33 protein-coding genes are annotated in these 26,327 nt (G+C 40.1%); 4 read left to right on the top strand and 29 right to left on the bottom strand.

Annotation, left to right across the window (positions count from 1 at the left end; all coding sequences use genetic code 11):
• The first annotated feature begins 86 nt into the window (after window positions 1–86).
• Complete coding sequence (locus NSQ29_RS13120) at window positions 87–1,139, top strand: 2,3-butanediol dehydrogenase (RefSeq protein ID WP_042187954.1); 1,053 nt, start codon at window positions 87–89, stop codon at window positions 1,137–1,139.
• 79 nt (window positions 1,140–1,218) lie between these two features.
• Here the strand turns inward: NSQ29_RS13120 and NSQ29_RS13125 are convergent, their stop codons facing one another.
• Complete coding sequence (locus NSQ29_RS13125) at window positions 1,219–1,791, bottom strand: GNAT family N-acetyltransferase (protein WP_341125282.1); 573 nt, start codon at window positions 1,789–1,791, stop codon at window positions 1,219–1,221.
• Window positions 1,792–1,811: 20 nt separating this feature from the next.
• Entirely contained in the window at window positions 1,812–2,492 is a 681-nt protein-coding gene (locus NSQ29_RS13130) for an HAD family hydrolase (protein WP_341125283.1), read from the bottom strand.
• Between the two features lie 128 nt (window positions 2,493–2,620).
• On the opposite strand from NSQ29_RS13130, the gene NSQ29_RS13135 reads away from it, so the two are divergent.
• A complete protein-coding gene (locus NSQ29_RS13135) occupies window positions 2,621–3,115 on the top strand; it encodes a DUF6803 family protein (RefSeq protein ID WP_076298958.1) in 495 nt (164 codons plus the stop codon).
• Window positions 3,116–3,181: 66 nt separating this feature from the next.
• On the opposite strand, the gene NSQ29_RS13140 is transcribed toward NSQ29_RS13135, so the two are convergent.
• Entirely contained in the window at window positions 3,182–4,630 is a 1,449-nt protein-coding gene (locus tag NSQ29_RS13140) for an MDR family MFS transporter (RefSeq protein WP_341125284.1), read from the bottom strand.
• Between the two features lie 152 nt (window positions 4,631–4,782).
• On the opposite strand from NSQ29_RS13140, the gene NSQ29_RS13145 reads away from it, so the two are divergent.
• On the top strand, window positions 4,783–5,331 hold the full coding sequence (locus tag NSQ29_RS13145; protein WP_042187948.1) for a PadR family transcriptional regulator: 549 nt from the start codon (window positions 4,783–4,785) through the stop codon (window positions 5,329–5,331).
• 60 nt (window positions 5,332–5,391) lie between these two features.
• On the opposite strand, the gene NSQ29_RS13150 is transcribed toward NSQ29_RS13145, so the two are convergent.
• The 4 genes from NSQ29_RS13150 to msrA form a co-directional block, all read right to left on the bottom strand.
• Complete coding sequence (locus NSQ29_RS13150; RefSeq protein ID WP_341125285.1) at window positions 5,392–6,798, bottom strand: sensor histidine kinase; 1,407 nt, start codon at window positions 6,796–6,798, stop codon at window positions 5,392–5,394.
• A complete protein-coding gene (locus tag NSQ29_RS13155) occupies window positions 6,795–7,502 on the bottom strand; it encodes a response regulator transcription factor (RefSeq protein ID WP_339803615.1) in 708 nt (235 codons plus the stop codon). The genes NSQ29_RS13150 and NSQ29_RS13155 overlap by 4 nt, the downstream gene beginning before the upstream one ends.
• A 20-nt stretch (window positions 7,503–7,522) precedes the next feature.
• Window positions 7,523–8,713, bottom strand: coding sequence for a cell wall-binding repeat-containing protein (locus tag NSQ29_RS13160; protein ID WP_341125286.1), 1,191 nt, complete (start codon window positions 8,711–8,713; stop codon window positions 7,523–7,525).
• Between the two features lie 173 nt (window positions 8,714–8,886).
• Window positions 8,887–9,399, bottom strand: a complete 513-nt coding sequence (gene msrA / locus NSQ29_RS13165; RefSeq protein ID WP_341125287.1) for a peptide-methionine (S)-S-oxide reductase MsrA — start codon at window positions 9,397–9,399, stop codon at window positions 8,887–8,889.
• A 163-nt stretch (window positions 9,400–9,562) separates the two neighbouring features.
• On the opposite strand from msrA, the gene NSQ29_RS13170 reads away from it, so the two are divergent.
• A complete protein-coding gene (locus NSQ29_RS13170) occupies window positions 9,563–10,471 on the top strand; it encodes an aldo/keto reductase (protein WP_341125288.1) in 909 nt (302 codons plus the stop codon).
• 57 nt (window positions 10,472–10,528) lie between these two features.
• Here the strand turns inward: NSQ29_RS13170 and NSQ29_RS13175 are convergent, their stop codons facing one another.
• The 22 genes from NSQ29_RS13175 to NSQ29_RS13280 all read right to left on the bottom strand — a co-directional run bounded on the left by NSQ29_RS13175 (window position 10,529) and on the right by NSQ29_RS13280 (window position 26,309).
• Complete coding sequence (locus NSQ29_RS13175) at window positions 10,529–11,335, bottom strand: class I SAM-dependent methyltransferase (RefSeq protein ID WP_340974835.1); 807 nt, start codon at window positions 11,333–11,335, stop codon at window positions 10,529–10,531.
• A 56-nt stretch (window positions 11,336–11,391) separates the two neighbouring features.
• The gene (locus NSQ29_RS13180) at window positions 11,392–12,021 is read right to left on the bottom strand and encodes a class I SAM-dependent methyltransferase (RefSeq protein WP_341125289.1); all 630 of its coding nucleotides are present in this window, start codon (window positions 12,019–12,021) and stop codon (window positions 11,392–11,394) included.
• Window positions 12,022–12,095: 74 nt separating this feature from the next.
• The gene (locus tag NSQ29_RS13185) at window positions 12,096–12,494 is read right to left on the bottom strand and encodes an RrF2 family transcriptional regulator (protein ID WP_042127470.1); all 399 of its coding nucleotides are present in this window, start codon (window positions 12,492–12,494) and stop codon (window positions 12,096–12,098) included.
• A gap of 109 nt (window positions 12,495–12,603) precedes the next feature.
• Window positions 12,604–13,008, bottom strand: coding sequence for a hypothetical protein (locus NSQ29_RS13190; protein ID WP_340969271.1), 405 nt, complete (start codon window positions 13,006–13,008; stop codon window positions 12,604–12,606).
• Between the two features lie 67 nt (window positions 13,009–13,075).
• Complete coding sequence (locus NSQ29_RS13195) at window positions 13,076–13,849, bottom strand: DUF817 domain-containing protein (protein WP_341125290.1); 774 nt, start codon at window positions 13,847–13,849, stop codon at window positions 13,076–13,078.
• 26 nt (window positions 13,850–13,875) lie between these two features.
• Window positions 13,876–14,082, bottom strand: coding sequence for a helix-turn-helix domain-containing protein (locus NSQ29_RS13200; protein WP_341125291.1), 207 nt, complete (start codon window positions 14,080–14,082; stop codon window positions 13,876–13,878).
• Between the two features lie 10 nt (window positions 14,083–14,092).
• Window positions 14,093–14,566, bottom strand: a complete 474-nt coding sequence (locus NSQ29_RS13205; RefSeq protein WP_339271072.1) for a DUF2975 domain-containing protein — start codon at window positions 14,564–14,566, stop codon at window positions 14,093–14,095.
• Between the two features lie 204 nt (window positions 14,567–14,770).
• Window positions 14,771–14,986: a helix-turn-helix domain-containing protein gene (locus NSQ29_RS13210; RefSeq protein WP_042127458.1), complete on the bottom strand. Its 216-nt coding sequence runs from the start codon at window positions 14,984–14,986 to the stop codon at window positions 14,771–14,773.
• A gap of 10 nt (window positions 14,987–14,996) precedes the next feature.
• A complete protein-coding gene (locus tag NSQ29_RS13215) occupies window positions 14,997–15,479 on the bottom strand; it encodes a DUF2975 domain-containing protein (protein ID WP_341125292.1) in 483 nt (160 codons plus the stop codon).
• Window positions 15,480–15,697: 218 nt separating this feature from the next.
• On the bottom strand, window positions 15,698–16,897 hold the full coding sequence (locus tag NSQ29_RS13220; RefSeq protein WP_341060686.1) for a hypothetical protein: 1,200 nt from the start codon (window positions 16,895–16,897) through the stop codon (window positions 15,698–15,700).
• A 24-nt stretch (window positions 16,898–16,921) separates the two neighbouring features.
• A complete protein-coding gene (locus NSQ29_RS13225; protein ID WP_341125293.1) occupies window positions 16,922–17,755 on the bottom strand; it encodes a hypothetical protein in 834 nt (277 codons plus the stop codon).
• 8 nt (window positions 17,756–17,763) lie between these two features.
• Window positions 17,764–18,450: an ATP-binding cassette domain-containing protein gene (locus NSQ29_RS13230; protein ID WP_076285825.1), complete on the bottom strand. Its 687-nt coding sequence runs from the start codon at window positions 18,448–18,450 to the stop codon at window positions 17,764–17,766.
• Window positions 18,447–18,857, bottom strand: coding sequence for a GntR family transcriptional regulator (locus tag NSQ29_RS13235; protein ID WP_042187923.1), 411 nt, complete (start codon window positions 18,855–18,857; stop codon window positions 18,447–18,449). The genes NSQ29_RS13230 and NSQ29_RS13235 overlap by 4 nt, the downstream gene beginning before the upstream one ends.
• Before the next feature lie 273 nt (window positions 18,858–19,130).
• Window positions 19,131–19,691, bottom strand: coding sequence for a CDP-diacylglycerol--glycerol-3-phosphate 3-phosphatidyltransferase (gene pgsA, locus NSQ29_RS13240; RefSeq protein WP_341125294.1), 561 nt, complete (start codon window positions 19,689–19,691; stop codon window positions 19,131–19,133).
• Window positions 19,688–20,338: a uridine kinase family protein gene (locus NSQ29_RS13245; protein WP_341125295.1), complete on the bottom strand. Its 651-nt coding sequence runs from the start codon at window positions 20,336–20,338 to the stop codon at window positions 19,688–19,690. The genes pgsA and NSQ29_RS13245 overlap by 4 nt, the downstream gene beginning before the upstream one ends.
• Before the next feature lie 44 nt (window positions 20,339–20,382).
• A complete protein-coding gene (locus NSQ29_RS13250) occupies window positions 20,383–20,619 on the bottom strand; it encodes a DUF3977 family protein (RefSeq protein WP_076285828.1) in 237 nt (78 codons plus the stop codon).
• A gap of 155 nt (window positions 20,620–20,774) precedes the next feature.
• On the bottom strand, window positions 20,775–21,431 hold the full coding sequence (locus tag NSQ29_RS13255) for a CatB-related O-acetyltransferase (RefSeq protein WP_341125296.1): 657 nt from the start codon (window positions 21,429–21,431) through the stop codon (window positions 20,775–20,777).
• A 174-nt stretch (window positions 21,432–21,605) separates the two neighbouring features.
• A complete protein-coding gene (locus tag NSQ29_RS13260) occupies window positions 21,606–21,875 on the bottom strand; it encodes a DUF2691 family protein (RefSeq protein WP_341125297.1) in 270 nt (89 codons plus the stop codon).
• A 102-nt stretch (window positions 21,876–21,977) separates the two neighbouring features.
• Window positions 21,978–23,474, bottom strand: coding sequence for a malate:quinone oxidoreductase (locus NSQ29_RS13265; RefSeq protein ID WP_341125298.1), 1,497 nt, complete (start codon window positions 23,472–23,474; stop codon window positions 21,978–21,980).
• 246 nt (window positions 23,475–23,720) lie between these two features.
• The gene (locus NSQ29_RS13270) at window positions 23,721–23,981 is read right to left on the bottom strand and encodes a hypothetical protein (RefSeq protein WP_076285831.1); all 261 of its coding nucleotides are present in this window, start codon (window positions 23,979–23,981) and stop codon (window positions 23,721–23,723) included.
• A 207-nt stretch (window positions 23,982–24,188) separates the two neighbouring features.
• Window positions 24,189–25,190, bottom strand: a complete 1,002-nt coding sequence (locus tag NSQ29_RS13275) for a Gfo/Idh/MocA family protein (RefSeq protein WP_341125299.1) — start codon at window positions 25,188–25,190, stop codon at window positions 24,189–24,191.
• Window positions 25,191–25,220: 30 nt separating this feature from the next.
• Window positions 25,221–26,309: a Gfo/Idh/MocA family protein gene (locus NSQ29_RS13280; RefSeq protein ID WP_341125300.1), complete on the bottom strand. Its 1,089-nt coding sequence runs from the start codon at window positions 26,307–26,309 to the stop codon at window positions 25,221–25,223.
• Between the last annotated feature and the right edge of the window lie 18 nt (window positions 26,310–26,327).

A 26,327-nucleotide genomic window follows, 5' to 3' on the forward strand; every position in this document is an offset into this window, starting at 1 on the left:
GACATATTTGTTCTCGGAAACGTTTCCTCTTTTCCAGGAGAAAAACACTATTTATTATCAATTAATTAATCTAGGAGATGAATGATATGCAAGCATTAAGATGGCATAACGTCAAAGATCTACGGTTAGAAACGATTGAAGAACCAGCAGCACTTGAAGGAAAAGTGAAAATCAAAATAGAATGGTGCGGGATTTGTGGCAGCGATCTTCACGAATATGTAGCCGGTCCTATTTTCATTCCCCAAGGTACAGATCATCCCCTTACTGGTGAAAAAGCGCCCGTCGTAATGGGACATGAATTCTCTGGACAAATCGTTGAAGTAGGTCAAGGCGTTAGCAAGTTTAATGTTGGTGATCGAGTTGTCGTTGAACCAGTTTTTGCATGTGGTGAATGTGTAGCTTGTCGACAAGGCAAATACAATCTTTGTGAAAAAATGGGCTTCCTAGGTTTGGCTGGAGGCGGCGGTGGATTCTCAGAATACGTTGCAGCAGACCAACATATGGTGCACAAAATTCCTGACAGCTTGTCCTATGAGCAAGGCGCTCTAGTAGAACCTTCTGCAGTTGCTCTGCATGCTGTTCGTTCCAGTCAATTGAAGGTCGGAGATAAAGCTGTAGTATTTGGCGCTGGCCCTATCGGTTTGCTTGTGATTGAAGCTTTGAAAGCTTCCGGTGCAGCTGAAATTTATGTTGTTGAACTCTCAGAAGAACGTAAGAGCAAAGCTGAGGAACTTGGTGGTATTGTAATCGATCCTAAACAATATGATGTGGTTGAAGAAATTCAAAAACGTACCGATGGCGGCGTGGATGTTGCTTTTGAAGTCACAGGTGTCCCTCCCGTTCTAACACAAGCTATCAATTCCACTAAATTAAGTGGTCAAATCATGATCGTTAGTATTTTTGAAAAAGATGCTACGATTACTCCAAACAACATCGTACTTAAAGAACGTAATTTAACTGGTATCATCGGATACCGTGATGTATTCCCAGCAGTAATTAGTCTCATGGAACAAGGTTACTTCCCTGCGGACAAATTGGTGACTAAAAGAATCAAATTGAACGAAGTAATTGAACATGGGTTCGAGGCGCTTTTGAAGGAAAAAAATCAAGTGAAAATTCTTGTAAGTCCTAAACAATAACCATAAACAGCCAAGTGGCTGATCTATAGAGCAAGAGTCCTTCTCCATAAGAGAGGGACTCTTGGCTTCTTTTATATAATTATGAGTACTTCTCATTTAATAAATAGTGCAGATTCTCTTTTACCGATGGCCATTCGTTATCCAAAATACTAAAGACAACATTATCATGAATCGAACCATCAGATCTAATTCTATGCTTGCGTAGGACCCCTTCTTTTACAGCCCCTAATCGTTCTACCGCTCTTTGTGACCTCAAGTTAGTCTTCACCACTGTAAACTCTACACGAATCAGCTTTAGCTCTTCAAAACAATAGTGAAGCAGTAATGACTTAGCCTCGGTATTCACACTCGTTCTCCAATATTCAGGTGAGATCCACGTACATCCGATTTCAGCATTGCGATGAACCAAATCCGGATGCATGATTCGAGTGGTACCGACGATTTGTCCAGTAGCTTTTTCAATGATGACGAAGGGGATTTGCGATTCATTGTTTTGATTTGCGAATGCGGTTGTGATTAAATCCTGTACCTGCTCGTCCGACGTTATTTTTCGCCAAGTAAATTCCCAGATGTTTGGATTTCTTAATACTCTCGCTAGCCCTTCTACATGGCTGTCATCCATTGGAACCAGCTTGACTGTATTGCCCTCCAAGATTGAATTACGAGGTTGGATCATTTCGCACACCGCTCTCTTAATGATATATGTTGGATGATATCCGCAATTTCTTCTACTCGATAAGCGATATGATCTGCCCCAGCATTCTCCAGTTCTTCTTTAGATCCGTAACCAAACGTCACACCAATAGATTCTACTCCACAACCTATAGCACCGATAATATCATGCTCTCGGTCCCCAATCATCACAGCTTCCTCCGGAAGAATAGCATTCTGATCGAGTACGTACTGTATCACATCTTTCTTTTTAGAACGGGTGCCATCTAGATTACTACCACCGATATGCTCAAAATAATGATCTAGTTTATAATGCTCAAGAATTTGTTCTGCAAAAACAGTAGGCTTGGAGGTAGCTACATACAATGAAAATCCTTTATTCTTGAGTTCTTCCAGCAATTGCGGTATACCATCAATCACCATATTCTCAAGCATTCCAACTATGCTGTAACGCTCACGGTAGAATACAACTGCTTGTTGCGCTTGTTCCTCTGAGAACTGATGCAGCTCGATAAATGAATCATAAAGAGGTGGGCCTATGTAAGGAAGAAGTTTATCCAAATGCTCGATCTGAATATCAAATTTGTTCAATGCGTATTCTACGCTTTTTGTTATGCCTTCTTTAGGGTCCGTTAATGTACCATCCAAATCAAATAAAATACTTTGTAGTCCTCTTCCCACTGCTGTCTTGCTCCCCTCAATTGATATTAATGGATGTATTTATAATACCTTCGTTTCTACATACTTTCCACATACTTCTCGAATACGATCAGTACGAAAGTTATTTTTATATATCGGAGGAGTATTTTATGAACATGACCCATTATATGTCTTTGCTAGCGGATAATCAGCCTTGGAACTTGATTTTATTTATGGCGATCCCTGTGATTTTTGCTGAGACGATCACCGTTACAGAGTTTATTATTTTGTTCACCAAAAATCTAAAAGGCTCTTTACGGACCTTTAACAAATTCTGTAGCATTCTGGCGGGGTTGTACTTCACAGGGGTATTCCTCTACTTGTTTCCTACCGCATTCATCCCTTTGTCAGTGAATGGTGAGTGGCACACATGGGTTGACGTGGTAGCCGTAGGCTTCTATTTGAGCGGAGTGCTTTTCTTATTACCGCTAGCTTTGTTAGATCTTGGTCTGATCGCTCGTAAACGAACAGATGAACAGAAAATGAAGCTTCATTTTATACTCATCAGTGGATTCTTGGTTGTAGCACATATCGCGATGATATTCGGGATGATCAATCCGGAAATTGTGGGCAGCATGGGTGGAATGGGCGACATGATGCACTAACTTAACATATAAAAAAAGCAGATCAAGGCTAAGCCCTTGGTCTGCTTTTCTAATGTGATGCGAAGGTTATCCCGCACTTTGAACAGAAATTACACTACGCTTCTTGCGCAATAAAAACATAAGTGGTAATCCAAACAACACGATGATAGAGCCGACTACGAATACATCATTCACACCCATAGTGAACGATAATAATCTTATCGAATCTGCATTACCTGCACCTGAACTGATCAATTCTTTAGAGTGCAGTATGGATCTTGTGGACAAAATAGAAGTGAACACCGCAATCCCAAGTGAGCTTAACACATTCCGAACCCAGTTGTTGATCGATGTGGCATGACCTGACCATTCGACTGGAATTTCCTCCATAGACGCTGTGCTACTCGGAACGTTAGCTAATCCAATACCTAAATTCCGAACAACCATTGCCCACATAATGAAGCTGTAAGAAACATTTGTATGCAGCCGGCTCATCATAAATAAACCGATGAAAATAAATAAAATACCAGCAGAAATTAACTTCACAGGCCCAAACTTTGGATACATCTTACCTACGATTGGACTAAGTAAAGCCAGAAGAATCGAAGATGGCAATAAGATAAGCCCCGTTTTAAGTGTTGTTGCTCCTTCTACCGTTTGTAAGAACAATGGAGTTAAGTAAGTTCCAGCATACATTGCTATCGTCACCAAACTATAGATACTAAGCATGGCAGTAAAACGCCGATTTCGAAAGACACGCAGATTCAGCAGTGGTACTTCCGCCTTCAGCTCGTGCAAGACGAAGAAAACTAAAAGTACGATCCCCACAAGTATTAAGGATAGGGTCTTCCATGAGCCCCATCCCCAGCTATTGCCTTGGCTAAATGCGGTTAATAAAGATAAGCTGCCCAGTACAACAGTTAGGAAGCCAGGAATATCAAATGATTTCGGAACATTCATTCGATAGTATGGAATTAACGTTACGGTTAGAATAATAGCAATGATCCCAATGGGAATGTTAATTAAAAATAACCAGTGCCAGCTAGCATACTGTAGTAACCATCCGCTAAATGTCGGACCTATGGCTGGGGCTACCATCGCGGATAGCGACCATAGGCTCACGGCGAAAGGTCTGCGTTCAGCTGGAATCACTTGGAATATAATCGTCATCGTACAGGCCATAATCAGCCCGCTGCAAGACCCCTGAAGCATTCGAAATACAATCAAAGAGGTTGGATTCCAAGCTATTGCACAGAGTAAGGAGAACATGGTGAATCCCATCAAAGCGAATAGATACAGTCGCTTATAGCTAAATCTGCCTCCCAGATATCCGGCAAGTGGTGCAGTTACTCCCGTTGCTAGCATAAAACCTGTAACCATCCATTGCATAGTGTTCAGGTTCGAATGGAAATGATTCATTAAAAGAGGAACAGCTATGTTGATGGTCGTTGTACTTAAGACAGAGACGAAGTTTCCGAAGAATATGGCAATCATTATAGGCCAAAAATGAATTTTACTTTCTTGTTTAACGTCCATGCTACCCCTCCTCATCTTTTTTATATGTCTACTTTTACATATATAATTCAACTTAAATAATGTTATAATCGTATGGATAATATGTCAATGATGACATATCGCCAAAAATCACAATGAAAACGGATTTATAATAACTGGAGGGCTTCATAGTAATGAATACACTGTCTTATGGACTTCTTGCTTTACTAAGTGCTAACTCGTTGTCTGGATATGAATTAACACAGAATATAAAACCGTTATGGCGAGCAGGACATAGTCAAATCTACCCTCTTCTTATGAGCATGGAGCAGCAAGGTTACATTTCATATCAGCTCATTGAGCAATCGGATAAGCCGGATAAAAAGGAATACTCCATTACGGAAGCAGGACTTGAGCAATTGCGGAATTGGGTGGAAACTCCAGCTGAGCCTCCAGTCCTACGGGACGAGCTACATTTTAAGCTGTATAGTCTATGGCTCTCCAAACCCGAGGAGGCAAAAGAACTTCTACAAAAACGAGCGGAGTTTTGTAAAAGTGAGCTAGAACGATACAAGGTCTTGCTGAAAGCTAACGAAGTCTTACGTGATGAACGAAGTGAGAGTCGTGAATTAAAAGCAACCACTTTTGGACGCTACTTACTCATTCAGAAACGAGTGCTGGATATGGAGAGCTCTATACAATTTTGCGAGTGGGCACTTGAAGAGCTTGAGCCAGCAAAATAGCGTTAGCTGACATCAATTAAAAAGAGACTTCGCGTACATACGCAAAGTCTCTTTTGGCTCTTACTTTTCGGATTTTGTTAATCTAGGCAGTTCTACCTCGCATCGGGTTCCAACTCCAGGCTGACTTGTAATTCGAATCTTACCGCCGTGTAATTCTACAAGCTTTTTAACAATGGATAGTCCAAGACCTGTACCACCATATTGCCTGGATCGTGATTTCTCAACTCTGTAAAAGCGTTCAAAGACATAGGGCAGTTCTTCCTCAGGAATACCTATTCCGGTATCCTCTACAATAAATAAAACGGTATCTCCGTCGACATCCTCATCTACATGGACGGTAATCTCACCTTCATCCGTATAACGGATCGCATTCTCCAGAAGGTTCATCATAATTTGTTCCATACGCTTTTCATCTCCACGAACCCTATACGAATCTCCATGATACATAATCTTCAGCTGAAGTCCCTTTTCTTTGGCTTTCAATTCCACTCTGCGTACCGCTTGTTCTGCCATGTGCTTAAGATCTATCCAGTCCAGCGTAAGTGAGATCTTGCCTTCTTCCATCTTTGCCAGTTCAAATAAATCTTCTACCAGATGCTCAAGCCGATGCGCTTCCTCATGGATAATATCTAAATACAGATCTCGTTCCCCTTCGGTCTCATAAAGTCCATCCTTTACAACTTTGGTATACCCTTTCAAATAGGTGATGGGTGTCCGCAGTTCATGAGAGATGTTGGCTAAAAATTCCTGACGCGTGTCCCTGTATCTTTGCAGATCTATAGCAAGGTCGTTAATAGCTCCTGCCAAAAAACCGATTTCATCGTTACTCCGTATGGAAAGTCTCGTTTCCAATTCACCGGCAGCAATTTTTCTAGTCGCCTTCTGCATCTTGATCAGCGGCCTGGATAACAACAAACTAATTATTCCCGTGATCCCTAGTGCCAATATAAAGGCCCCAATTCCTGCGAGCAACAGTAGATTACGGATAGAAGCCAAGGATTGCTTCATGTTCTCTGTAGAGGACATTACATATAGTGCAGACTGGATGGTTTGACCCTTTGAAATTGGTTTTCCAGTGATGAAATATCTGTGTCCAGTAGGATCTGTATACTCAAAATTCACACTTTTCCCGGCAAATATCCGACTAATATCCGAAGCATTTATGAATGAACGATCTGCGCGGTCATGAACACCCGAATGGAGAATGACACTACCGTCTTTTGAAATATTAAATATACTCACGTCCGAAAACTCTGCAAAAGTACTCATCATCTGCTCGTTTGAACTATCCGGTGATTCAGCCATTCTGATAAAATGCGAGGTTAGCTCCTCAGTTTCTTTTTGCATCTCGTTGTAATAAAAACTGGTAAACATTCGGTCTATCGTTATCCCAAGAATAAGCAAAACAACTAAAAAAACAGACATAATAACTGACCCGAGCTTCAGTCCTATAATATTATTCTTCATAGATGATTACCTGGGATCTCAAATTTATAGCCTAATCCCCATACCGTTTGAACAGGATTATAAGACAGACCCGCCTTATGTAATTTCTCGCGAATATTCTTAATATGTGTGTCGATGACACGGTTTTCACCCTCATAATCATTGCCCCATAAACGCTCTACTAGTTCTTCTCTCGTAAAGACACGGTGCGCATTTTGCGCCAAGGCCGTTAGCAGATCAAATTCCTTGAGTGTAAACTCAACTGCTGTATCCAGAATATGTACCTCACGAGCATCCGGGTAAATCGCTAGCTCAGGGTAGCTCAGAACCTTTTTCAGAGGTTGTTGGGTCGATGTAAGCATTGAACGCCGTACCAAAGAGTAAATTCTTGCGACTAATTCCTCTGGCTCGAACGGTTTGGTGAGATAGTCATCCGCGCCTATGCCGAGACCACGAACCTTGTCCTTAGTTTCCGAGCGAGCTGTTAGCATTAGAACGGGGACAGAGCTTACCTCTCTAACGGCTTTACAGACCTGCCAGCCATCCATATCTGGCATCATCACATCCAGCAGAATTAGATCAAAGTTCTGTTGATTCAGCAAAGTGAGTGCCTCATGCCCCGTTGACGCTTCTCTAGTCGTTATTCCTTCTCTTGTTAAATAAATCCGAATTAAATTCCGCATGTTCCATTCATCGTCAACGATCAGTACCTGAAGCTTATTCAAGTTGTTCACCTCTTCGTGGCCTAATGACCGGAATGTGGATTGCCTCCTGCCGCCGGTGAGATTTCCAGCATATCATCGATTTCGCTTTGGGCACTTTCTTTTATTGCGTTGATGTCCCCAGTTAACCAAGCATGATTATAGGGGCCTTCTGCTGGTGATTCTTGAAATTTAGGTTGAAGGGTCATCATATATTCCATCACGGAATCTGGCAACCCGTCATTTTCCGTAAAGATAAGCGGTGCATGTTTCCCTAAATGCGAAAAAGGTGCAGCGGCGATCGCCAGCATCGTTGAATCGGTAGTCAACAAAGACAAGTTATGTCCAGGTGTCGTTATGCCCCAGCCGAAACCGTTGCTGGCGTCCTTAAAAGTAGCAAAAGCAATAGCATTCTCATAAATGTCTTTTCCAGCTATACGGGTTACTGTGCCGAATTCCTGTAATTGCTTTTCTACTGCTGTAGATACAACTTTTTCAGGTCCTAAGATATAAATCGTAGCCGAACCACCACGCTCTTTCAAAGCATCAAACGTAGGGTCTGGAATTTCATCTTTTGTTACATAGAGAAGCGGCTCTGGCATATGGGCGATCCAATTCACCGCAGGCAGTGTGTACTCAGGACTATCCATAGAACCTACAATGACTGCCTTTGGAAGTTCACCGGAAGCTTTTGCATAATAAGTATCAATGGCTTGTGCTACAGCTGCCGGCTCATCCCCTTCAATTCGGTCTACTTTCAGATCCAGTGTCTTTAATTGTTCTTCGACATTGGAAGCCATGGGTCCGACGAGCACTACTTGTACACCATTATTACCTTCTGCGCCTAAAGGATTCAACCGCTTAAGCTCTGCTAACGTTGCCTCAGGGACACCCTCTTTAGTTGTAAAAAGAATAGGGCCATTATTCGGATGATGGATCAAATCCGCACTAACCGCGGCAATCTGCCAATTGCTTACATCCGTCAATACTACACTTGAAGGTCTGTTGTTCTTCGTCTGTGCAGTCCATAGGGTTTGTGAAACGATAACTGCTGCCTCAGTAGGGTCAGAAGAGTTTATACGAGTTGTGTTTTTTGTTGCGATCCATGGTTGATCCACTGAAGATATAGAAGCTTGCTTATCTGATCCAGATGGGGCATTATTGCTCGATTGACAGCCAGCTAACACTGAACTTAGAAGCAATGTTACAGCAACTATGGGTATGATTTTTTTCATCCTAAACCCTCCATTTTAAATTTCTCGCTTAATTTAGAGTAGTTTAGTCTATAAATGTGTAGAAAGTATGTAGAATTTAAAATATATAAAATTTGTATATGATGTAAAAAGAGCACCTGTAAGCCATAAACGACTTAGGATGCTCTTTTACTTTAGGAATTCCGTTTCTGCAATTACCAGTGTTTAGCGATAAAGGAATCCCGTCCGGATTGCTCACGATCCTCTTTATAATGCTTGGGATTCTTGTGATGATAGTCCTGATGATATTCTTCCGCTCGATAAAAGGTTGGCGCTGGAAGGATTTCCGTCACAACGGGTCCTGAGAATCTGCCACTCACAGCAACCTGCTCCTTCGAGGCAAGGGCTGCTAAACGTTGTTCTTCGTTATAGTAAAAGATGGCTGTCCGGTATTGTGTTCCTCTATCCTGAAATTGTCCACCATCATCCGTGGGATCAATCTGAGGCCAATATAATTCAAGCAGCTTCTCGTATGAAAAAAGCGATGGATCAAACGTAATTTGTACCACCTCGTAATGTCCTGTTGTTCCTGTTTTGACTTCTTCGTAAGTTGGGTTCTCAGTTAATCCTCCAGCATATCCCGATACAATCCCTTGGATACCTGGTAACTCCTCGAACGGTGTAACCATGCACCAAAAGCAACCACCTGCAAACATTGCTTGTTCCATATGTTCAAGTCTCTCCCTATCCATCATCATCTAGTAAATAACATATGCTATGACGATAATGCTTCTAGGTTATAATGTCAAAGGAAATCATTCATTTACATTCGAATTCGATGCTTTAAGGCGTTATAATATAACAAACAACGGAATTAGAAAGGAACAACCTATGAATAAAAATCGTTTGGGTCAGTCTGATTTATATGTAAGTGAAGTAGGACTCGGATGCATGTCCTTAGGTACGGATGAGGCTAAAGCCATTTCCATCGTCCATGAAGCGCTCGATCAAGGCATTAACTTTTTAGATACAGCCGATCTGTATGATGAGGGTCGTAATGAAGAGATCATTGGTAAGGCGATTCGACACCGCCGTGGTGAGGTAATATTGAGTACAAAAGTGGGTAACCGCAGAATTCCAGGTCAAGAAGGCTGGAGCTGGGATCCATCAAAATCCTATATTAAATCCGCAGTCAAAGACAGCCTAAGACGCCTCCAAACGGATTATATCGATCTGTATCAGCTGCATGGCGGAACGATCGATGATCCGATGGATGAGACTATTGAAGCCTTTGAAGAACTTAAGCAAGAGGGGCTAATCCGATATTATGGGATCTCTTCTATTCGACCTAATGTCATTAGAGAATATGTAAAAAAATCAAATATTGTCAGTGTAATGAGCCAATACAGCATTTTAGATCGACGTCCTGAGGAGGAAATCCTCCCTCTGCTGGCCGAGCATGGGATCAGTCTTATTGCCCGGGGTCCTTTGGCGGGTGGCATCCTTTCGGAGAACGGCCGCAGTAAGGCAGAGAAGAAGTACTTAGATTACAGCAGTGAGGAGCTTCTGAAGTTGCATGATCAGCTTATCCAGGAAACGAGCCACTCTCGCCCCTTAGCACAAACTGCACTTCATTATCCTCTAGCTAATCCATCTGTAGCGGTTATCATTCCTGGAGCGAGTAGCATGGAGCAGTTGAAGAATAATGTAACGGCTGCTAAGTCAGCCCCACTGTCTTCGGAGGAAATTGAAATGATCCGCGGGTTGAGTAATGCGAACCGCTACACACTGCATTTGTAAAGTTGTCTGTCATTTATAAAATTAAGAGCGCCAGTTAAGAAACTGACGCTCTTAATTTTATTTTCTTTTACCGATGTATAACAAATGGGATGAGATGCCCAAGATTGAGGGATCATTTGCTTTAGATATGAGAAAGTTAATCAAGCTCTCTTCCCCCTCTTGGTGAGTCCAATACTGTTGCTGCTCTGCAGATAACATGGCTGCAATACTTGATGAACCAATTAAATCTATCGACTCAAATCCATTCCTTTCCATGAAAGGCTGAATCTCATCAATGTTAAAATAATAAGCACCTGTAAATCGGCCCTTGTCACTATGATTAAAGATTCCGCTCTCATAGAATTCATTGATGGTGTTCATGTTATCGTTCGGTTTCCACTGCTGCGGGGATTGTAACGAATTAATGGTCATTCTCATTCGACTTTGAAAAGCCACGAATACTAAGCCATCTTGCTTGGTCACGCGATGCAACTCTTTTACTGCTAAAATTCGTTCCTCTTCCTTCTGCAAATGATACAAAGGACCGAGCATCAATGAAACATCATAATTCTCATTAGGTATTCCTTCTAAATCAATAGCATTTAAGTTATGAAACCCGTCAAATTGCTTAGTTAATTCTAGTTCAGCTGCCTTTTCCGTTGCTACTTCAACTAATTTAGGTGTGATATCTGAAAGGGTTACTGTATATCCGAGCTTAGCCAGTTCCATCGCGTATTTACCGGGTCCTGCGCCATTATCCAGCACCTTCCCAGCTGATGGCATATATTTCTTGATATAATGGAGATTAATAATGAACTCTAGAGGTTCTCTATCCAGCCTGCCCCACTCGTCAAAGCTTGAGTAATAATCAATAATATTGCTCATCAACATAACACCTGCCTTCTTTTGAAATATATTATCTTCGATATGTCGAAATTTTTCTATAGTTCTTTCTTACATTTTACCATTAAAAAGTTTATCGACGGTTTATTGATCATGTCCTTGTGCGGCTCGTCAATTTCAGAGAACTCAACTAGTCCATATGGTTCAAAATCTTGTGTGATGGTGTCAGAATCATAAAAGAACATTTTCACGCCATCCTTCGTCTCAAAATAATCTTTGTCTAATGGTTCGCCCTTTCCAAACATAGGAGCTTTTTTCGAAACTGTTGTAAAAATCATATAACCACCTGGCTTTAACTGATTGTAGCAATCTTGAATAAACTTTTCTCTCTCCTGATGATTCAACAGATGAATAAGACCATGGCAAAATATTCCTTCATAGAGGTTATTATCATACGGCATGTCATTCACTGAACCATGAAAAATGCTAATATCAATTCCATTTTGCCTCGCCAAATCAATTGCTGTTTGAGAAATCTCAATACCCGTTACATTTATCCCACTCTCTATAAAAACCTTTGCATTCCTGCCATATCCAATCCCTGGTACCAATATGTCTTTAACATTCCTCTCAAGGAAAAAGTCCTTAGTGGCGATCGCAGAGTCTGTAGGTTCAAATCCCCACATCGTTTGTTTTTCTATAAAGCTTGATTCCCAGAATTCCGTCATATTTCATTCTCCTTTATATTAAAGTCATTACGGACTTATATTATCTTTAATTATATTCAAAAAAGAACGGATCTTTACTCCGTCTTCATTGTTTTCGCCAAATCTGCAATTTTCTTGTTCTCCAAGTACTGCTCCATCTGTCTTTCAGCGTCAATAACAACCTGTTGAATCAGGCACTCGCTACCGTGATCCAAGCTACATTCGAACAAAGATGCAGTCCCTTCGATCGCATGGATAATATCCAGAAAAGAGATCTCTTCGGACTTCCGTCTGAGACGATACCCACCGTTTGCTCCGGGTGCAGATTGAATCAATCCAGCCTTGACTAGCTTGGTCATCATTTTGGACAGATAGGTTTGCGAAACACCCAGCTTCTCAGCAAGTAATTGAACACCTACAGGCTTATCGGACGCCGCCGTCACCAGATAAAGCATTGCATGAAGCGCATAGTCTGTCGCTTGGGAATATTTCATTCAGCACCTCCATTAACGACTTTGAAAATCCATAATAACTCTAATCGTTAAAAAAGACAAGCATGTGCAATCAGCTACTTTCTTCTATACTCTGGAAAGAAATTCAGATCTATATAATTTCCCTTACAACTGGTTCCGATGTTGAAATAATATCAACGACATGGTCAATACAACAGATCCCATAGTGCTTATATGGTTTTGGAAAATCCTTTGATGCGAATATTCCATTAGAAATAAAATCAAGATACCTTGATTTCTTATAAATCCTAAATGTTTTTCCGTCAAATTCCTCGTAATCATCCCAAGAAGTAAAGAATTCATTTCTAATCGAATATGCAATATAGGAGTGAAAATCAACTTGTATTATGGGAGAGCTTTTCTCACCATCTATAAATGGTTCAGCTATATCACTAGCTTTGCTTTTACAAAAAGATAACCTTAGTTGATTTACCTCCGGCTCTATTAGACCAAAGAAAAACACATCCTGCAATTCTTTTAAATCTGTATATTCCATCTCATCTCCCCCTCATCACTAATTTGTTCTTACTCCATGTACTACTATTTCCTTTGAAGACAATACTCTACTCTTTCGCGTTACGGTTAGCTTTAACATGTTTAAGCTGAGCAACTATAATGACACTAATAATGACCAGAAGGAACCATGAACTGATCTTACTGACACTAACCACATGCCATACCTGATTCTGATCTGGGTATTTCCAAGCATTAAAGAATGTAGCGATATTCTCAGCTAACCAGATAAAAAAACCTACTAAGAAAAAAGCCAGTGTCAAGGGCATCCGATAAGTAGTGTTTCGTACCCGATAAATGATCCAAGTCTTCCAAAAAACAATGAGTACAAGCCCCTTTAGCCACCAGCGAAAATCAGGAATGAAGTGATGCGTGAAAAAGTTCAGATAGATAGCTGCTCCGAGCGATCCAGCAGCAGCAAGTCCCGGCCAGCCCGTCATATCCATTTTCAGTCTACGCCAAATTTGACACATATAGCTCGCGACGCTCGCGTACATAAACCCGCTATACAGTGGCACTCCAAACACCTTGGTTAGCCCGGGTTCAGGGTATGACCATGACCCCATTCTTATCTTATAAATTTCCAGCAGCAAACCAATAATGTGAAATACACAGATGACTTTAATTTCATCTAGCGTCTCTAATCCAGTACGGTACATAAGGTATTGAACGGTAAGCAATATAATAAGAATGGCATCATATCGGTAAATGTAAGGCAGATCTATTACGTTAGAGAGAGCTAAAGTCCCAAAGATCGCAAAAGGAAATATGCAACTCATCGCCTGATGATAGCCAAAATGCAGAAACTGCGTTGTTGATTTCAATGATGCTCTCTCCTTTCCAGCTCATGCTACTCTTTTCGGTATTCTAAAATATCTCCAGGCTGACATTCTAAAGCTTTACAAATCGCATCAAATGTTGATAGTCGAATCGCTTTTGCTTTTCCATTTTTCAATATAGAAAGATTGGCCAATGTTATTCCGACCCTTTCTGTAAGCTCTGTAACGCTCATTTTTCTTTTAGCTAACATCACGTCAATATTCACTATAATCGCCATTATTTTCACCTCAGACTGTTAAGTCATTTTCTGATTTTATTTCTATGGCATTTTTCAAGAGCTTTTGAAGAACAGCAGCAAAGACCGCAATCACAATTGGAGCACAAGTCATGACAAGTCCAAGTACGATTAGACCTGGTGCATCGGCTTCCTGTGCCATTTCGTAAATAAGTGGCATACCTGCCGCATATAAGATACTGATGATGATTGCACAGTAAATTATATTTTTTAAAGCCTTAATGGATAGTTCTGAGAACGCTTTGTTCTTGTCAATATAGCTTAGAAGTCTTAACGCCTGATATAAAGCTACGAAATAGGCTATCACTGTTACATACACCCCTATAAGAACGGGATAAACCAAATACACCGGATAATCTCCAGCTGCCTTGTTAGGTATCGTAGGTAACCAAAAAATACACAAAGCAAGAACCGGAAGTCCAATAAGAATTACAACTATCTTTAAAAAGAGTGTTTCTCGTTTCATAAACTGCACCTCACAAAGTTAATAATCTGGATTCAATTTATCACATAATTTATCGTTATTCAATATATTTTGATTGTATTACAATTATTTTTTATCATTAATATATCCCTTTATTATTTTTCACCTCCAATTATTGCACATCAAAAAGGCCCCCTTCTCATAAAGATTGAGAAAAGAGCCCTGCCTCTACTATTCATTTATTTCTTAAGTCTCCTCGTCACTTTTGTATTCTAAAATATCGCCAGGCTGACAATCTAAAGCTTTGCAGATCGCCTCTAATGTTGATAATCGAACCGCTTTCGCCTTTCCATTTTTCAATATAGACAGGTTAGCCATTGTTATTCCAACCCGCTCCGAAAGCTCGGTCACGCTCATTTTTCTTTTAGCCAGCATCACGTCAATATTAATAATAATCGCCATTGTTTTCTCCTCAGACCGTTAAGTCATTTTCTGATTTTATATCAATAGCTTCCTTCAAAAGCTTTTGGAGCACCGCAGCAAACACTGCAATCACCATGGAAGCAAAAATCACAACCACCCCAATGACAATGAACCCTGGGGCATCATCTCTCTCCGCGACGAGATAGAAAAGTGGCAATCCCACTACATAAATTCCACTGATTGCAATTGCACAGTTCCTGATATTTTTTAATACCTTTACAGATAATTCTGAGAAAGCGTTGTTGTTGTCAATAAACCCTAACAGTTTGATCGCTTGATACAATGCAAAGTAAAAAGGTATCGCCGATGCATACAAATCAATGTACAAGAGATATTTAATATAGGTTTGATCAGGGTATAATTCTGCTGCATAATTCGAAATCGCAGGCACAAAAATTATACACAAGGCAAGAACTGGAAGTCCAATAAGAACAACAGCTATCCTTAAAAAAAGCGTTGATCCAAGTTTCATAAAACACACCTCACAAAGTTATTTTCAAAATTGAATCTAACATATAGTTTATCGTTTTACAATATATTTTAATCGAAAAATAGTGTTTGATGACTGTTTTATATTTCACGACTAAAAGGCCGAGCTAATTGACTATTAAAAGTCATTAGCCCGGCCTTTGTCACCTTTTTATATCTCTTTATGTCTCTTTATATCTAATTTTCTATTCTAAAAAAATTCTAGAACTGACCGAGATCGATAAAATTCAAATCCATGTTAGCTTCATCTTCAGCCTGCTTGGCGGCCTCTGTTGATATTACTTTTCCTTCGTACTCAAGGTTACCGCTTGTCAAATTGAATACATATAGACGATTACCTTTGAAATTCTTATACCCCATAATATAGAGATGGTCTTGTTTAAAAGCATAGGTAATGTTTTCACTTAAATCTATATTTGTATTCTTCAGAGTAGTCTCATATTCTTTACTCACGAGATCGTAAGAAATAACAGTGAATCCTATATTTTCCTTACTCGATACAGCTTTTTGCAGGAAATAAATTTTCTGTCCATAGGCATTCATAATATTATTCAATAACATTTCATGCCCTTGGAACGTGAGCGGCGAGATTTGCCCTGTCTTGACATCTACTTGATATGCCTTTCTATGATTATCTCTACTAATCCTTAAAATCCATTGCTCAGTGTGCTCCAGATTTTGATTGGCTAGCCATGCATATTGAGTATCCCCGTCTGCCGCTACAGATTTACCGCCTGGTAACGCGAGCGGCTCATTCTTAATCTCTTTTGTGGTTAGATTGACACGGAGTATCTGCGGTTCAGATACATAACCTTTGGCACTGTGATTCATAAACACCATAGCAACAAGCTGCTGATCAATAAGCTGTACATTTTGTACATACATATCTGAAATATCATGATCTACATTGATATCGGATGTGATTTCAAGCGTATTGTTCTTCTGCTTGTTGAGTACAGAAATACTAAGCTTTGCATTTCTCTTCGCTGATGAATCATTTGATCGCTTCGTATCTACTGTCGCCTTAACATAAGCAAGCATTTCCTCATTCTCATAGAAACCAGATGTGTTTGTCTTACCGCGCATGAACTGACGATGCTCTTCAATCCACTGATCCAATTGCGTTTTCATTGGTCTTCGATTTAAACTTTGGCTAATCGCAGACTTTTCATCTGGATAATCTGTACCATTTGTCGTGATATAAGCTCGTTTGATGCCAAAAGTACTATCCTTAATCATGTAGTTTCCGTATACAGCTATACCTTCAACGAGGGAAGCATCCCCTTGAACCGTCGTCAGCTTATAATTAGGTGGTGTCTCTTGTGAAGCTTGTACATAATACGTCCCGATTGTAACAACCGCGAACACTACAAGAACGGCGGTAACCATATATTTTCTCATTCCTTAACCTCCATACCCCTTCAATTATACCGATATTTTCTTACGCAATAGATACAAGCTGTACCACAGCGAACCTCCAACAATGATCACTATTAATCCGAGACAAGCGCCTATGATTTCACCTGGATAGAAGTAGCTATCGTAACTGCTATAACCCATAAGAAATGGTATTGAGGCTAGTCCAGCCAGAACCGCTAAATATAGTACGATAAAGCCAATCCCCTTCAGTCTGTAGCTCCGCTCGATTAGAATCACTGTGAACAAGACGATCAAGCCAATAATGCCCAGTCCATAGTATAGTACAAACTCAGAAAAGTAGGGCGGAACCAGAACTTTAAGCACAGTAGGATACTTCAAAAAATCAAATACCGAGATGTTCCGATATAATTCAGCAGGAAGAATCGACTGTGCTATCAAACGCTCCAGTGGAACAAGGATAATTTGCAGGGCGACAAGTCCAAATGCGAATAGCAAGATCGTAACCAGCTTGGCAAAATACAAATTCGCCCGATTGGATGGCAACGTGAGCAGGCGATATACTACCGTATTTTTACCTCTCCAGTCACGGTACCAGATGAAGCAGCTATATATTAGCAACACTGTGATGCTCAAAAATATGGGTCCGAAATATAGAAGTCCATTATAGCGAGCATACATCATACTGTTTAGCTGAATATATCCAGTCACATTGTGATATTGCTCAAGGGTCCATTGATTCACTCTCATTGCCTCATTCGCAGAATCCAGCCAATGATTAGCACCGAGGGTGACTGCTACAAGTTGCAAGGCGACTGTCAGCACCAGGAGTCCAAAATATATTTTGGCAAATCGGTTCATTTCAAAATTCAATAGCTTCACAAAAGCTCTCATTTCATGTACACCTCTCTCATTACGTCCGTAATGGACTTACCTTCCTGCTCGCGAACTTCTTCACAGTAGAATTCACGTTCTACCTTCCCATGCTGTAGCAAGACCACTTTATCAATTAAATGCTCAATATCGTTAATTTCATGAGTTGTAATAATCACACCACGATCCTCGATCAATTCACTCGTGAACACATCAGTAATTTGCTCGCGGCTGAACATATCAATCCCCGAAAACGGTTCGTCCATTAGGATGTAATCACAATCCAAGGCAAGTCCGAGCAACAAATTTAACTTCGCAGCCATCCCCTTCGACAATGAAGACACGCGATCTTTAGAGCTCAGTTGGAAGAACTTAAGCAATTCCTCTGCACGTTCAGCGTTCCAATTCCGATAAAAGTCAGCCATAAAGCTGAAGCAATCAGCAATTCGCATATTGGAGGGCATCGTTAACGAATCTGGAATAAAAGTCATTTTCTCATACATCGAAGGTATTAGTGATGCATTATCGATTAAGACTTCACCTTTGTACGGTGTCAGTCCCATGATGGACTTCAGCACCGTTGACTTTCCGGCACCATTGATTCCGATCAGGCAGGTGATCTCTCCCTTGGCAGCAGTGAAGCTAACGCCATTTAGTACCTTCTTGAATCCGTAATTCTTCACCATCTGATTCACTTGGATCATCTTGTGTCACCACCCTCTGGAGATCGCTCTGATGTATATTTTGTCTTTATGATGTCTACCAGTTCTTCAACTGGAATTTGAATATTCCGAATGGAACCGATGAATATATCCACTGCACTTTCGATTAATTCAGCACGAATCGAGCTTAGTATTTGCTGATCCTGTGTAATTCGACTTGGGGAATTTCCTTCTGTTACGATCAAACCCTGTTCCTCCATTTCCTTATATGCCTTCTGTGCCGTGTTCGCATTAATCTTCATTACTGATGCCAGTTCACGACGTGAAGGAATCTTGTCTCCTGCTCCGATTTGCCCTGTAGCAATCTGTTCTTTAAAGTAACGGACAACTTGAATATATACCGGTTCTCGAATATTAAAGCTGACACCTGATTTTTGTTCTTCTGTCATACAACCAACTCCATATACTAAGTGTGTGTACTAAGTGGTTCATACATCTTATTTATGTACTATACGTGTAATACACTTTTGTGTCAATAGTTCAGATTTGAGCTTAGACTTGGCATACACACGCAAGGGAAATGGGTATATTTGCAGTAAATCTCATAAATATATTGACGTTATTAAAGTAAAAAGCACGAGGATATACATAAAATAAAGGCGAATTCTTACTCGAAATGGAGTGAGAATTCGCCTTTATCTATTAGTTATTCAGCAACCTTTTTATCGAGCTCCTGCTTCTAATTTTAAAAAACGATAGTTATTTCTTATGTAGTTAAATCCTGAATAGATAGTTATGACTAGTGAAATATAGATTAGGATTTGATCGATAGGTATATTCGTAAAAAGGGTGAATGGATGGTTTGTAAACATAACTGCAGTAATTGCTACAACTTGCGATACCATTTTAATTTTTCCGTATCGATCAGCTTGCAACACTATTTTCTGAGTGACAGCAACAAGTCTAATCCCTGTAATGATCACTTCCCTCGCTACAATAACTAAAGCAACCCATGCGTATAACATCTGCTGACTTACCAGTAGAATCAACGCAGCAGAAATGAGCAACTTATCCGCTAATGGATCAAGTAACTTTCCAAGGTTCGTAACCTGATTATACTTCCTAGCAATATATCCATCTAGTTTATCTGTTGCTGAAGCGAGTAAAAAAACAATAGCTGCATAATAAATCCCCTCTGGCCAATCAGGATATTTTGAGAAAAGCACTATAAAGATGGGGATTAATAATATTCTGGCGATTGTTACTTTATTTGCAAGATTCATAATTCCCTCCTGAATTCATTTTCAAGAATATAACCTTCATTGGAATTTTTTATAATGATATCAAAGTTTCGATGAAAAGGATGCATAAATAACTCATATTGAATTCTACGGTCTTCATGAGATTTTCTTAAATATTTGATGTCTGTTCCTCTTTCAGAGACATCACGTATACTCCTTCTCATCAATTCAGTGTCTCCATCCGTATATAAGTACACCTTCAGATCAAACAAATTCGGGTCTGCAAAAGCAACGCTCATGCCCTCTACAATATTCACTCTGTTTTGTGAAGCTATCATTCCACTCTTTAAATAATTGGTGTCTATTGTATAAAAATCTAAACCATCTCGCATCATTCGGATGTCTCTCTCTAGAGCAGATATATTATGAGCAGAAGGATGACAAGCTGTCATTTTATTACGATGACGTTCATTGTTATAATCATATTCGATTACAGTGTACTTTCTAAGATGAGAGCCGATAATATAGGGATCAGTATTCATATAATTAACTTTCTCATGACCCAGAAGCTTTAAAAGATTATGGGCAAATGTTGTCTTTCCAGATGCACCATGACCCGAAATCCCAATAGTAACTCTTTTTTCCTCACTGCTTATCAAATTGGCTATTTCATTTAATATTTTATCCATAGTTAGTTTCCTCCATCTTGTCGTTATATGTATGCTCCTCCATTCTAGAGACTTGTTATACCAAAAATAATCTTAAACGCGTTATAACTTTTCTTACTTTTTTTAAAACCTTGCTTTAAGTCTAGGATTACTACAGTTTTACCAATCCAAATCCTGATATATAGAGAATGGAACCTTACCGGTTTCACAATTCCTTTTTCCTCAAATTCACTTCCATCCTCTAACTCCGTTTCGGTTCTAATAAACCATGTATTGCCTAGACCAAATTCAATATATTTCATATATCTAGCACACTTTCCTCCCAAGAGATTAGATGAGCCCATTCATATTATCATACTAATTAGGATTAATCTGGTAAATAACAATTATTGTTAAACTACCTTAACTGATAAAAGAACAGGCTGCCGAATATTTGCGGCAGCCTGTTGTGATTGTGTTATGATTTTATTTCTCTTAGATAAAACTCATATAATTGATCAATCGATGAACTTGAAAAGATAGACGTAGCTTGTTCAATTTTCTCACGTTTCCAATCAAACCAACGCATTTCCTTTAACTTTTCGATTTCACGATCTGTAAATCGTTTTCTAATCTCTTTAGCAGGATTGCCACCTACTATTGTATATGGTGGAACATCTTTTACAACAACCGAGCCTGCCGCAACAATAGCACCTTCACCTATTTTCACACCTGGCATAATCATTGCATTCATCCCAATCCAAGCATCACTTTCTATGAGCGTATCACCTTTAGGTTCGTAAGAGGTTTCAATCTGGTCCACAAAAGGATACACGGTAATCCATTCAGGATGATGATTGTGATTTCCACCCATTAAAATAATTACACCACTTGCAATACAAACATAATTTCCTATAATCAATTTATCTAAATGCCACCCAAAATCTTCGATCGGGTTAAATAACTTTCTTGACGTTTCGTCTCCCCAAAGATATCTGACGCACCCGTCTTCAAAATGATGACTATCGTAATAACCAGAGTAGTACGAGTAATCCCCTACCTCAATCATTGGGTTGGTGACAATATCCTTTAAATACTTCGTTTCTGACCAGTGGTTAAACAGCTGTTGTTTCATTCTTTTCCCTCGCTTCTAAGTAATTTATAGCATTTATACTTAGAAGCTTGATACAGTAGCGACATTCTTAAACCGTTTCAAACGACGAACCATCGTCCTCATCCTTTTCCTAATTGATGGGGTCATTGTAACAAATGAATGATTTGTTCGTCAAATCAACCTTACGGTTTCCTTCTACCATACTGATAATCTTGTTCTGAAGTCATTCTCATTCGTAATGTACTGAACATCATCATATCCATTTGAAATTGCGTTATGACACAGTGCTTCAAGCATCCCCTGGTCTTTACAATAAACCGTAGCATATTCACAATCGACGACTAAAAGTACAAGCTGGCAATCACTATTTAAGAACTCCTCATAGGTCTGAACATCTATTACGTCCTTCTCTTGTGGAAAAGCCTTGAAGTTCGCAAAGATGATATAGTATTCGTTATTCTCCAAAAGTTCTTACAGGACTAAACAAAAAACCTATGAATGAAATCCATAGGCTTTCTTGAAGAAAATCTCTGTCAATTATCATACTTTCGAGCGATTGATCATTGCTTAACTATGCACTCGCTCTTTTCCACCTAGACCCAATGTAGTTGCCGTTAATGTGTGCACTTCATGCAAAAGCTCTGGATTTCCCAGTAGTGACAGACCATAAGAAGGAATCATTTCTTTAATTTTCGGTTCCCACTCTTTTATATGCTGAGGGAAACATTTATTAAGTACTTCAAGCATCACATGAACAGCCGTAGAAGCACCTGGGGAAGCCCCAAGCAATGCTGCAATCGAACCATCTGCGGCGCTAATTACCTCTGTACCGAATTGAAGGATTCCTTTGCCATCCTCTGTATCTTTGATTACCTGTACGCGTTGGCCTGCTACAACTAGATCCCAATCCTCTATTTTGGCATTCGGGATAAACTCTCGTAATTCCTCCATGCGTTTTTCTTTCGATAACAACACTTGCTCGATCAGGTATTTGGTCAAAGACATGTTCTTTGCACCTGCCGACAGCATCGTTAGGAGATTATCCGGTTTTACAGAAGTGATCAAATCAAACATTGAACCGGTTTTTAAAAATTTTGGTGAGAAGCCAGCAAACGGTCCAAATAACAACGATTTTTTGTTGTTAATAAATCTAGTATCCAGATGCGGAACAGACATTGGAGGCGCTCCAACCTTAGCTTTACCGTATACTTTTGCATGATGCTGGGCTATAACTTCTGGTTTATTACACACCATAAATATTCCACTTACCGGGAATCCGCCAATATGTTTCCCTTCAGGAATACCGGATTTTTGCAGGATATGCAAGCTTCCTCCCCCGCCACCAACAAAGACAAATTTTGCAGTATGGTATTCAATAGTACCGCTGTCGTTCTTCACTCTCAAGTCCCACGACCCATCGCCAGTACGTTTGATTCCATCTACACTATGTTTATAATGGAGATCTACATTCTTACTCTTTAAGTGATCAAATAACATACGCGTTAAAGCGCCAAAGTTAACATCTGTACCTGAGTCGATTTTTGTTGCTGCTATAGGTTCATTCGATGGACGATTTTGTATAATAAGCGGTATCCATTCCATTAATTTGCTAGAGTCATCGGAAAATTCCATTCCTTGGAACAAAGGATTTTTTGACAGCGCTTCAAATCTTCTCTTCAAAAAAGCTACATTCTTCTCCCCTAGTACCAAACTCATATGGGGCAAGGGCATGATAAAATCCTGAGGATTATGTATCAACTTACGATTTACCAAATAAGACCAAAATTGCATTGAAAGTTGAAACTGTTCATTAATTTGGATGGCTTTACTTATATCTACAGTTCCGTCGGATTTTTCGACAGTGTAGTTAAGCTCACAGAGCGCCGCATGTCCAGTTCCTGCATTATTCCATTCATTAGAGCTTTCCTCACCTGCATTTTCGAGCTTTTCAAACACTTTAATCTTCCAATCCGGCACTAATTCTTTTAAAAGTGTTCCTAAAGTCGCACTCATGATTCCAGCACCAATTAAAATGACGTCTGTTTCAGTTGCACTTTTGCCCATTATTACCATCCTTATCCCCTGAATTTTGCAGAAAGGATGTGGGCGCTCCTTCTTAGGCGTCACACCTTTTCTGTCTCAATTATACCCTTATCCGAGTGTATTACAATTATTTATAAATTTAATATCTACTATTATATGAAAAAAATAAATTATTTAAAAGCTTGCAAAAAAGAGAGAAATAAGTCCTCCAGGTTAAGGAACTTATGCTACAGCCATAAACCCGCTTCTTGCAAGGATTAATAACAGTTAAGCATTATAAATAAAATAAATGAACATACCGCCCGCAGCAGCAAGATCAACAATTGCCCATAAGAAGCTTTTTCGAATTAGCATGAGTAAAGCAGCAATTACACTAACAAAACAAGCAATGAGCATAATAAAAAAGGTGGTGAATAATCCACCAGAAAGAAACATCAGTACGTATAATATGACAAAGATAAAAACAATGGTCTGCACAATGGAAATTAGCTTGGTGTTCGTTCTAATGTTCAGTAGTATTTTCTCCATATTGTATGCACCCTCCAGATATCTTGCTGTTAATAACCTATACTTACTTTAGATTATTCCACTAAGGAGAATTAATCAAATCCATCTTCCTCTGCAAGTCGTAGTCTTCTTAGTGTTTAACCAAATGCGGGAAGTCACTAAACACGAAAAAGCTGCCTCATTCGTAGATAAATCTACATATGGAACAGCCTTCGCTATATTTATGACTTATTTGTTCCTCTGCGATGAGCTATAAATACGCTTCACCAGTTCCAGCGCCTTTATCCCCTCAGGACCATCCAGCCAAAACTTTGATCCACTGAAAATATGGTCATAGAAGTCCTCAATTAGTCTCTTATGCCCAGTCCCCCAATACGATTTACCTTCCGCAGGACTGAACATAGGCTCACAAACCAAGGTTTCCTTCCCATCTTTCCAAAGATATAAGTGCTCTCGACGGAGGTTAAGCGTCCCCTCTTCAAAAACTAGCTCCAACTCCACCGGAGAGTTCTCAAGATAGGTATTCGTGCCATAAAACAGCCCGCGAACATTATTGGCAAAGTAGATACAAGCATGGGCAGTATCTTCTACTTCAATGACGCCATCAAGCACATCCGTGGTAATACTTCCTTTCACGGATTTAATCTCACCCCCATACCACTGTAGTAAATCCAAGGTATGAATGGTCTGATTAATTAGAACACCTCCACCTTCCGTGGACCACCTTCCTCTCCAATTGCTATCTTTGTAGTAACTTTCGTTTCGATGCCAGGTTACGACACCTTTCATACAAAGCAGTTTCCCTAAATCACCAGAATCTATAGTCTTCTTAATATAAACGGAAGCATCATTATAACGATTCTGGAACACCACACCAAGCTGGCCGGAGCTCACTTGCGCTGCTTTCAGCATGCGCATGGCTGAAGAAAGGTCCACGGCGATTGGCTTTTCAGTTAACACGTGCTTCCCCGCACGTAATAGCTCTTCAGCCATTTCTGCATGAAGATGATGAGGTGTACAGAGATGAACAACATCAATACGATTATCATTTAATATTTCTCTATAATCATCAGTGGCATCGCAGGCATATTCTATTCCCGCTCGTGTAGCTTTATCAGCATCAATATCTGCAACTAGAAGTAGATTTACATCTTTTATTGCTGATATTGCTTTAGCATGGAGAGGAAATATCGCCCCGCAGCCAATAATCGCTACTCCAAGTTTGTTCATCTTTACCACCTCCATTCATTATTCCATTCGCTATTTCAGTTGATTAGGAGTTAGATTCATCGCTTGGGCTTGAGCCTTCAAACATAGTTCAGCAGCTTTGAAGACATGTGCTTGAGTCATGGACAGCTCCGTCCGGTTCAGACAATCGAGGATAAGTTCACCAAAGAACGGAAATCCAACCTTTCCAGCTACATGTTCGTAATGCTCCCCTTCCCCGTTCACCCAGTACACATGATCCGGTGTATTTGAACGCCCGATATCGCTGTATTTGCGCAGTTCAATGTACCCTTCAGTTCCCATGATCATTGTACGTCCATCTCCCCAGGTTCCGAGTCCGTCTGGCGTAAACCAATCTACACGAAAGTATTGGGTTGCCCCATTGTCCCCAACAAGCGTCGCATCACCGAAGTCCTCTAATTCAGGGTAAGACGAATGATTATAATTAGCTACCTTACTGTGAACAACTGAAGCATCCTGACAATCTGTATAATACAAAAATTGTTCAATTTGGTGGCTGCCAATATCGCATAGAATTCCGCCATATTTATCCCGCTCAAAAAACCATTCCGGACGGCTAGATGCATTTAAACGATGCGGCCCTAATCCAATGACTTGAAGAACACGACCAATAGCCCCCTGACGGATCAACTGTCCCGCATAGATTGCGCTTTCAACATGAAGACGCTCACTATAGTAAACCATATACTTCTGATTGGTTGCTGCGACCATAGCTCTAGCATCATCCAGTTGTTCAAGTGTTGTAAAAGGGGTTTTATCCGTAAAATAATCCTTCCCGTGAGCCATAACCTTATTTCCTAAGGGACCTCGTTCTGAAGGAATAGCTGCCGCTGCAACTAAGCGAACCTCTGGATCTTCCAATATTTCATCCATAGACTCAGCAGCCCTAACTCCAGGATATTTGGCTATGAATGCTCTAACTTTCTCTTCATCCGGATCATATACCCATTTCAGCTCTGCACCAGCCTCAACCAGCCCATTACACATCCCGTAAATATGACCGTGATCGAGTGCAATAGCTGCGATGATGAATTCACCTGGCTTCACTACAGGTTTAGCTTCATATGTGGGGGCATAGGTCATCCCATCTATTCTATTCATCAGAATCCTCCTAATGGT

This window comes from Paenibacillus sp. FSL F4-0236, assembly GCF_038000135.1.
Taxonomy (GTDB): Bacteria; Bacillota; Bacilli; order Paenibacillales; family Paenibacillaceae; genus Paenibacillus_AQ.

Bases quoted from the DNA above. Each gene is read 5' to 3' on its own strand.
- NSQ29_RS13145 (WP_042187948.1), top strand. From the start codon at position 4,783: ATGAATACACTGTCTTATGGACTTCTTGCTTTACTAAGTGCTAACTCG.
- NSQ29_RS13250 (WP_076285828.1), bottom strand. From the start codon at position 20,619: ATGAAATATATTGAATTTGGTCTAGGCAATACATGGTTTATTAGAACC.
- NSQ29_RS13255 (WP_341125296.1), bottom strand. From the start codon at position 21,431: ATGAAACAACAGCTGTTTAACCACTGGTCAGAAACGAAGTATTTAAAG.
- NSQ29_RS13185 (WP_042127470.1), bottom strand. From the start codon at position 12,494: ATGAAATATTCCCAAGCGACAGACTATGCGCTTCATGCAATGCTTTAT.
- NSQ29_RS13270 (WP_076285831.1), bottom strand. From the start codon at position 23,981: ATGGAGAAAATACTACTGAACATTAGAACGAACACCAAGCTAATTTCC.
- NSQ29_RS13170 (WP_341125288.1), top strand. From the start codon at position 9,563: ATGAATAAAAATCGTTTGGGTCAGTCTGATTTATATGTAAGTGAAGTA.
- NSQ29_RS13135 (WP_076298958.1), top strand. From the start codon at position 2,621: ATGAACATGACCCATTATATGTCTTTGCTAGCGGATAATCAGCCTTGG.
- NSQ29_RS13200 (WP_341125291.1), bottom strand. From the start codon at position 14,082: ATGGCGATTATAGTGAATATTGACGTGATGTTAGCTAAAAGAAAAATG.
- NSQ29_RS13275 (WP_341125299.1), bottom strand. From the start codon at position 25,190: ATGAACAAACTTGGAGTAGCGATTATTGGCTGCGGGGCGATATTTCCT.
- NSQ29_RS13245 (WP_341125295.1), bottom strand. From the start codon at position 20,338: ATGGATAAAATATTAAATGAAATAGCCAATTTGATAAGCAGTGAGGAA.
- msrA (WP_341125287.1), bottom strand. From the start codon at position 9,399: ATGGAACAAGCAATGTTTGCAGGTGGTTGCTTTTGGTGCATGGTTACA.
- NSQ29_RS13160 (WP_341125286.1), bottom strand. From the start codon at position 8,713: ATGAAAAAAATCATACCCATAGTTGCTGTAACATTGCTTCTAAGTTCA.
- NSQ29_RS13120 (WP_042187954.1), top strand. From the start codon at position 87: ATGCAAGCATTAAGATGGCATAACGTCAAAGATCTACGGTTAGAAACG.
- NSQ29_RS13215 (WP_341125292.1), bottom strand. From the start codon at position 15,479: ATGAAACTTGGATCAACGCTTTTTTTAAGGATAGCTGTTGTTCTTATT.
- NSQ29_RS13210 (WP_042127458.1), bottom strand. From the start codon at position 14,986: ATGGCGATTATTATTAATATTGACGTGATGCTGGCTAAAAGAAAAATG.
- NSQ29_RS13140 (WP_341125284.1), bottom strand. From the start codon at position 4,630: ATGGACGTTAAACAAGAAAGTAAAATTCATTTTTGGCCTATAATGATT.
- pgsA (WP_341125294.1), bottom strand. From the start codon at position 19,691: ATGAATCTTGCAAATAAAGTAACAATCGCCAGAATATTATTAATCCCC.
- NSQ29_RS13230 (WP_076285825.1), bottom strand. From the start codon at position 18,450: ATGATCCAAGTGAATCAGATGGTGAAGAATTACGGATTCAAGAAGGTA.
- NSQ29_RS13175 (WP_340974835.1), bottom strand. From the start codon at position 11,335: ATGAGCAATATTATTGATTATTACTCAAGCTTTGACGAGTGGGGCAGG.
- NSQ29_RS13180 (WP_341125289.1), bottom strand. From the start codon at position 12,021: ATGACGGAATTCTGGGAATCAAGCTTTATAGAAAAACAAACGATGTGG.
- NSQ29_RS13190 (WP_340969271.1), bottom strand. From the start codon at position 13,008: ATGGAATATACAGATTTAAAAGAATTGCAGGATGTGTTTTTCTTTGGT.
- NSQ29_RS13280 (WP_341125300.1), bottom strand. From the start codon at position 26,309: ATGAATAGAATAGATGGGATGACCTATGCCCCCACATATGAAGCTAAA.
- NSQ29_RS13235 (WP_042187923.1), bottom strand. From the start codon at position 18,857: ATGACAGAAGAACAAAAATCAGGTGTCAGCTTTAATATTCGAGAACCG.
- NSQ29_RS13205 (WP_339271072.1), bottom strand. From the start codon at position 14,566: ATGAAACGAGAAACACTCTTTTTAAAGATAGTTGTAATTCTTATTGGA.
- NSQ29_RS13150 (WP_341125285.1), bottom strand. From the start codon at position 6,798: ATGAAGAATAATATTATAGGACTGAAGCTCGGGTCAGTTATTATGTCT.
- NSQ29_RS13265 (WP_341125298.1), bottom strand. From the start codon at position 23,474: ATGGGCAAAAGTGCAACTGAAACAGACGTCATTTTAATTGGTGCTGGA.
- NSQ29_RS13220 (WP_341060686.1), bottom strand. From the start codon at position 16,897: ATGAGAAAATATATGGTTACCGCCGTTCTTGTAGTGTTCGCGGTTGTT.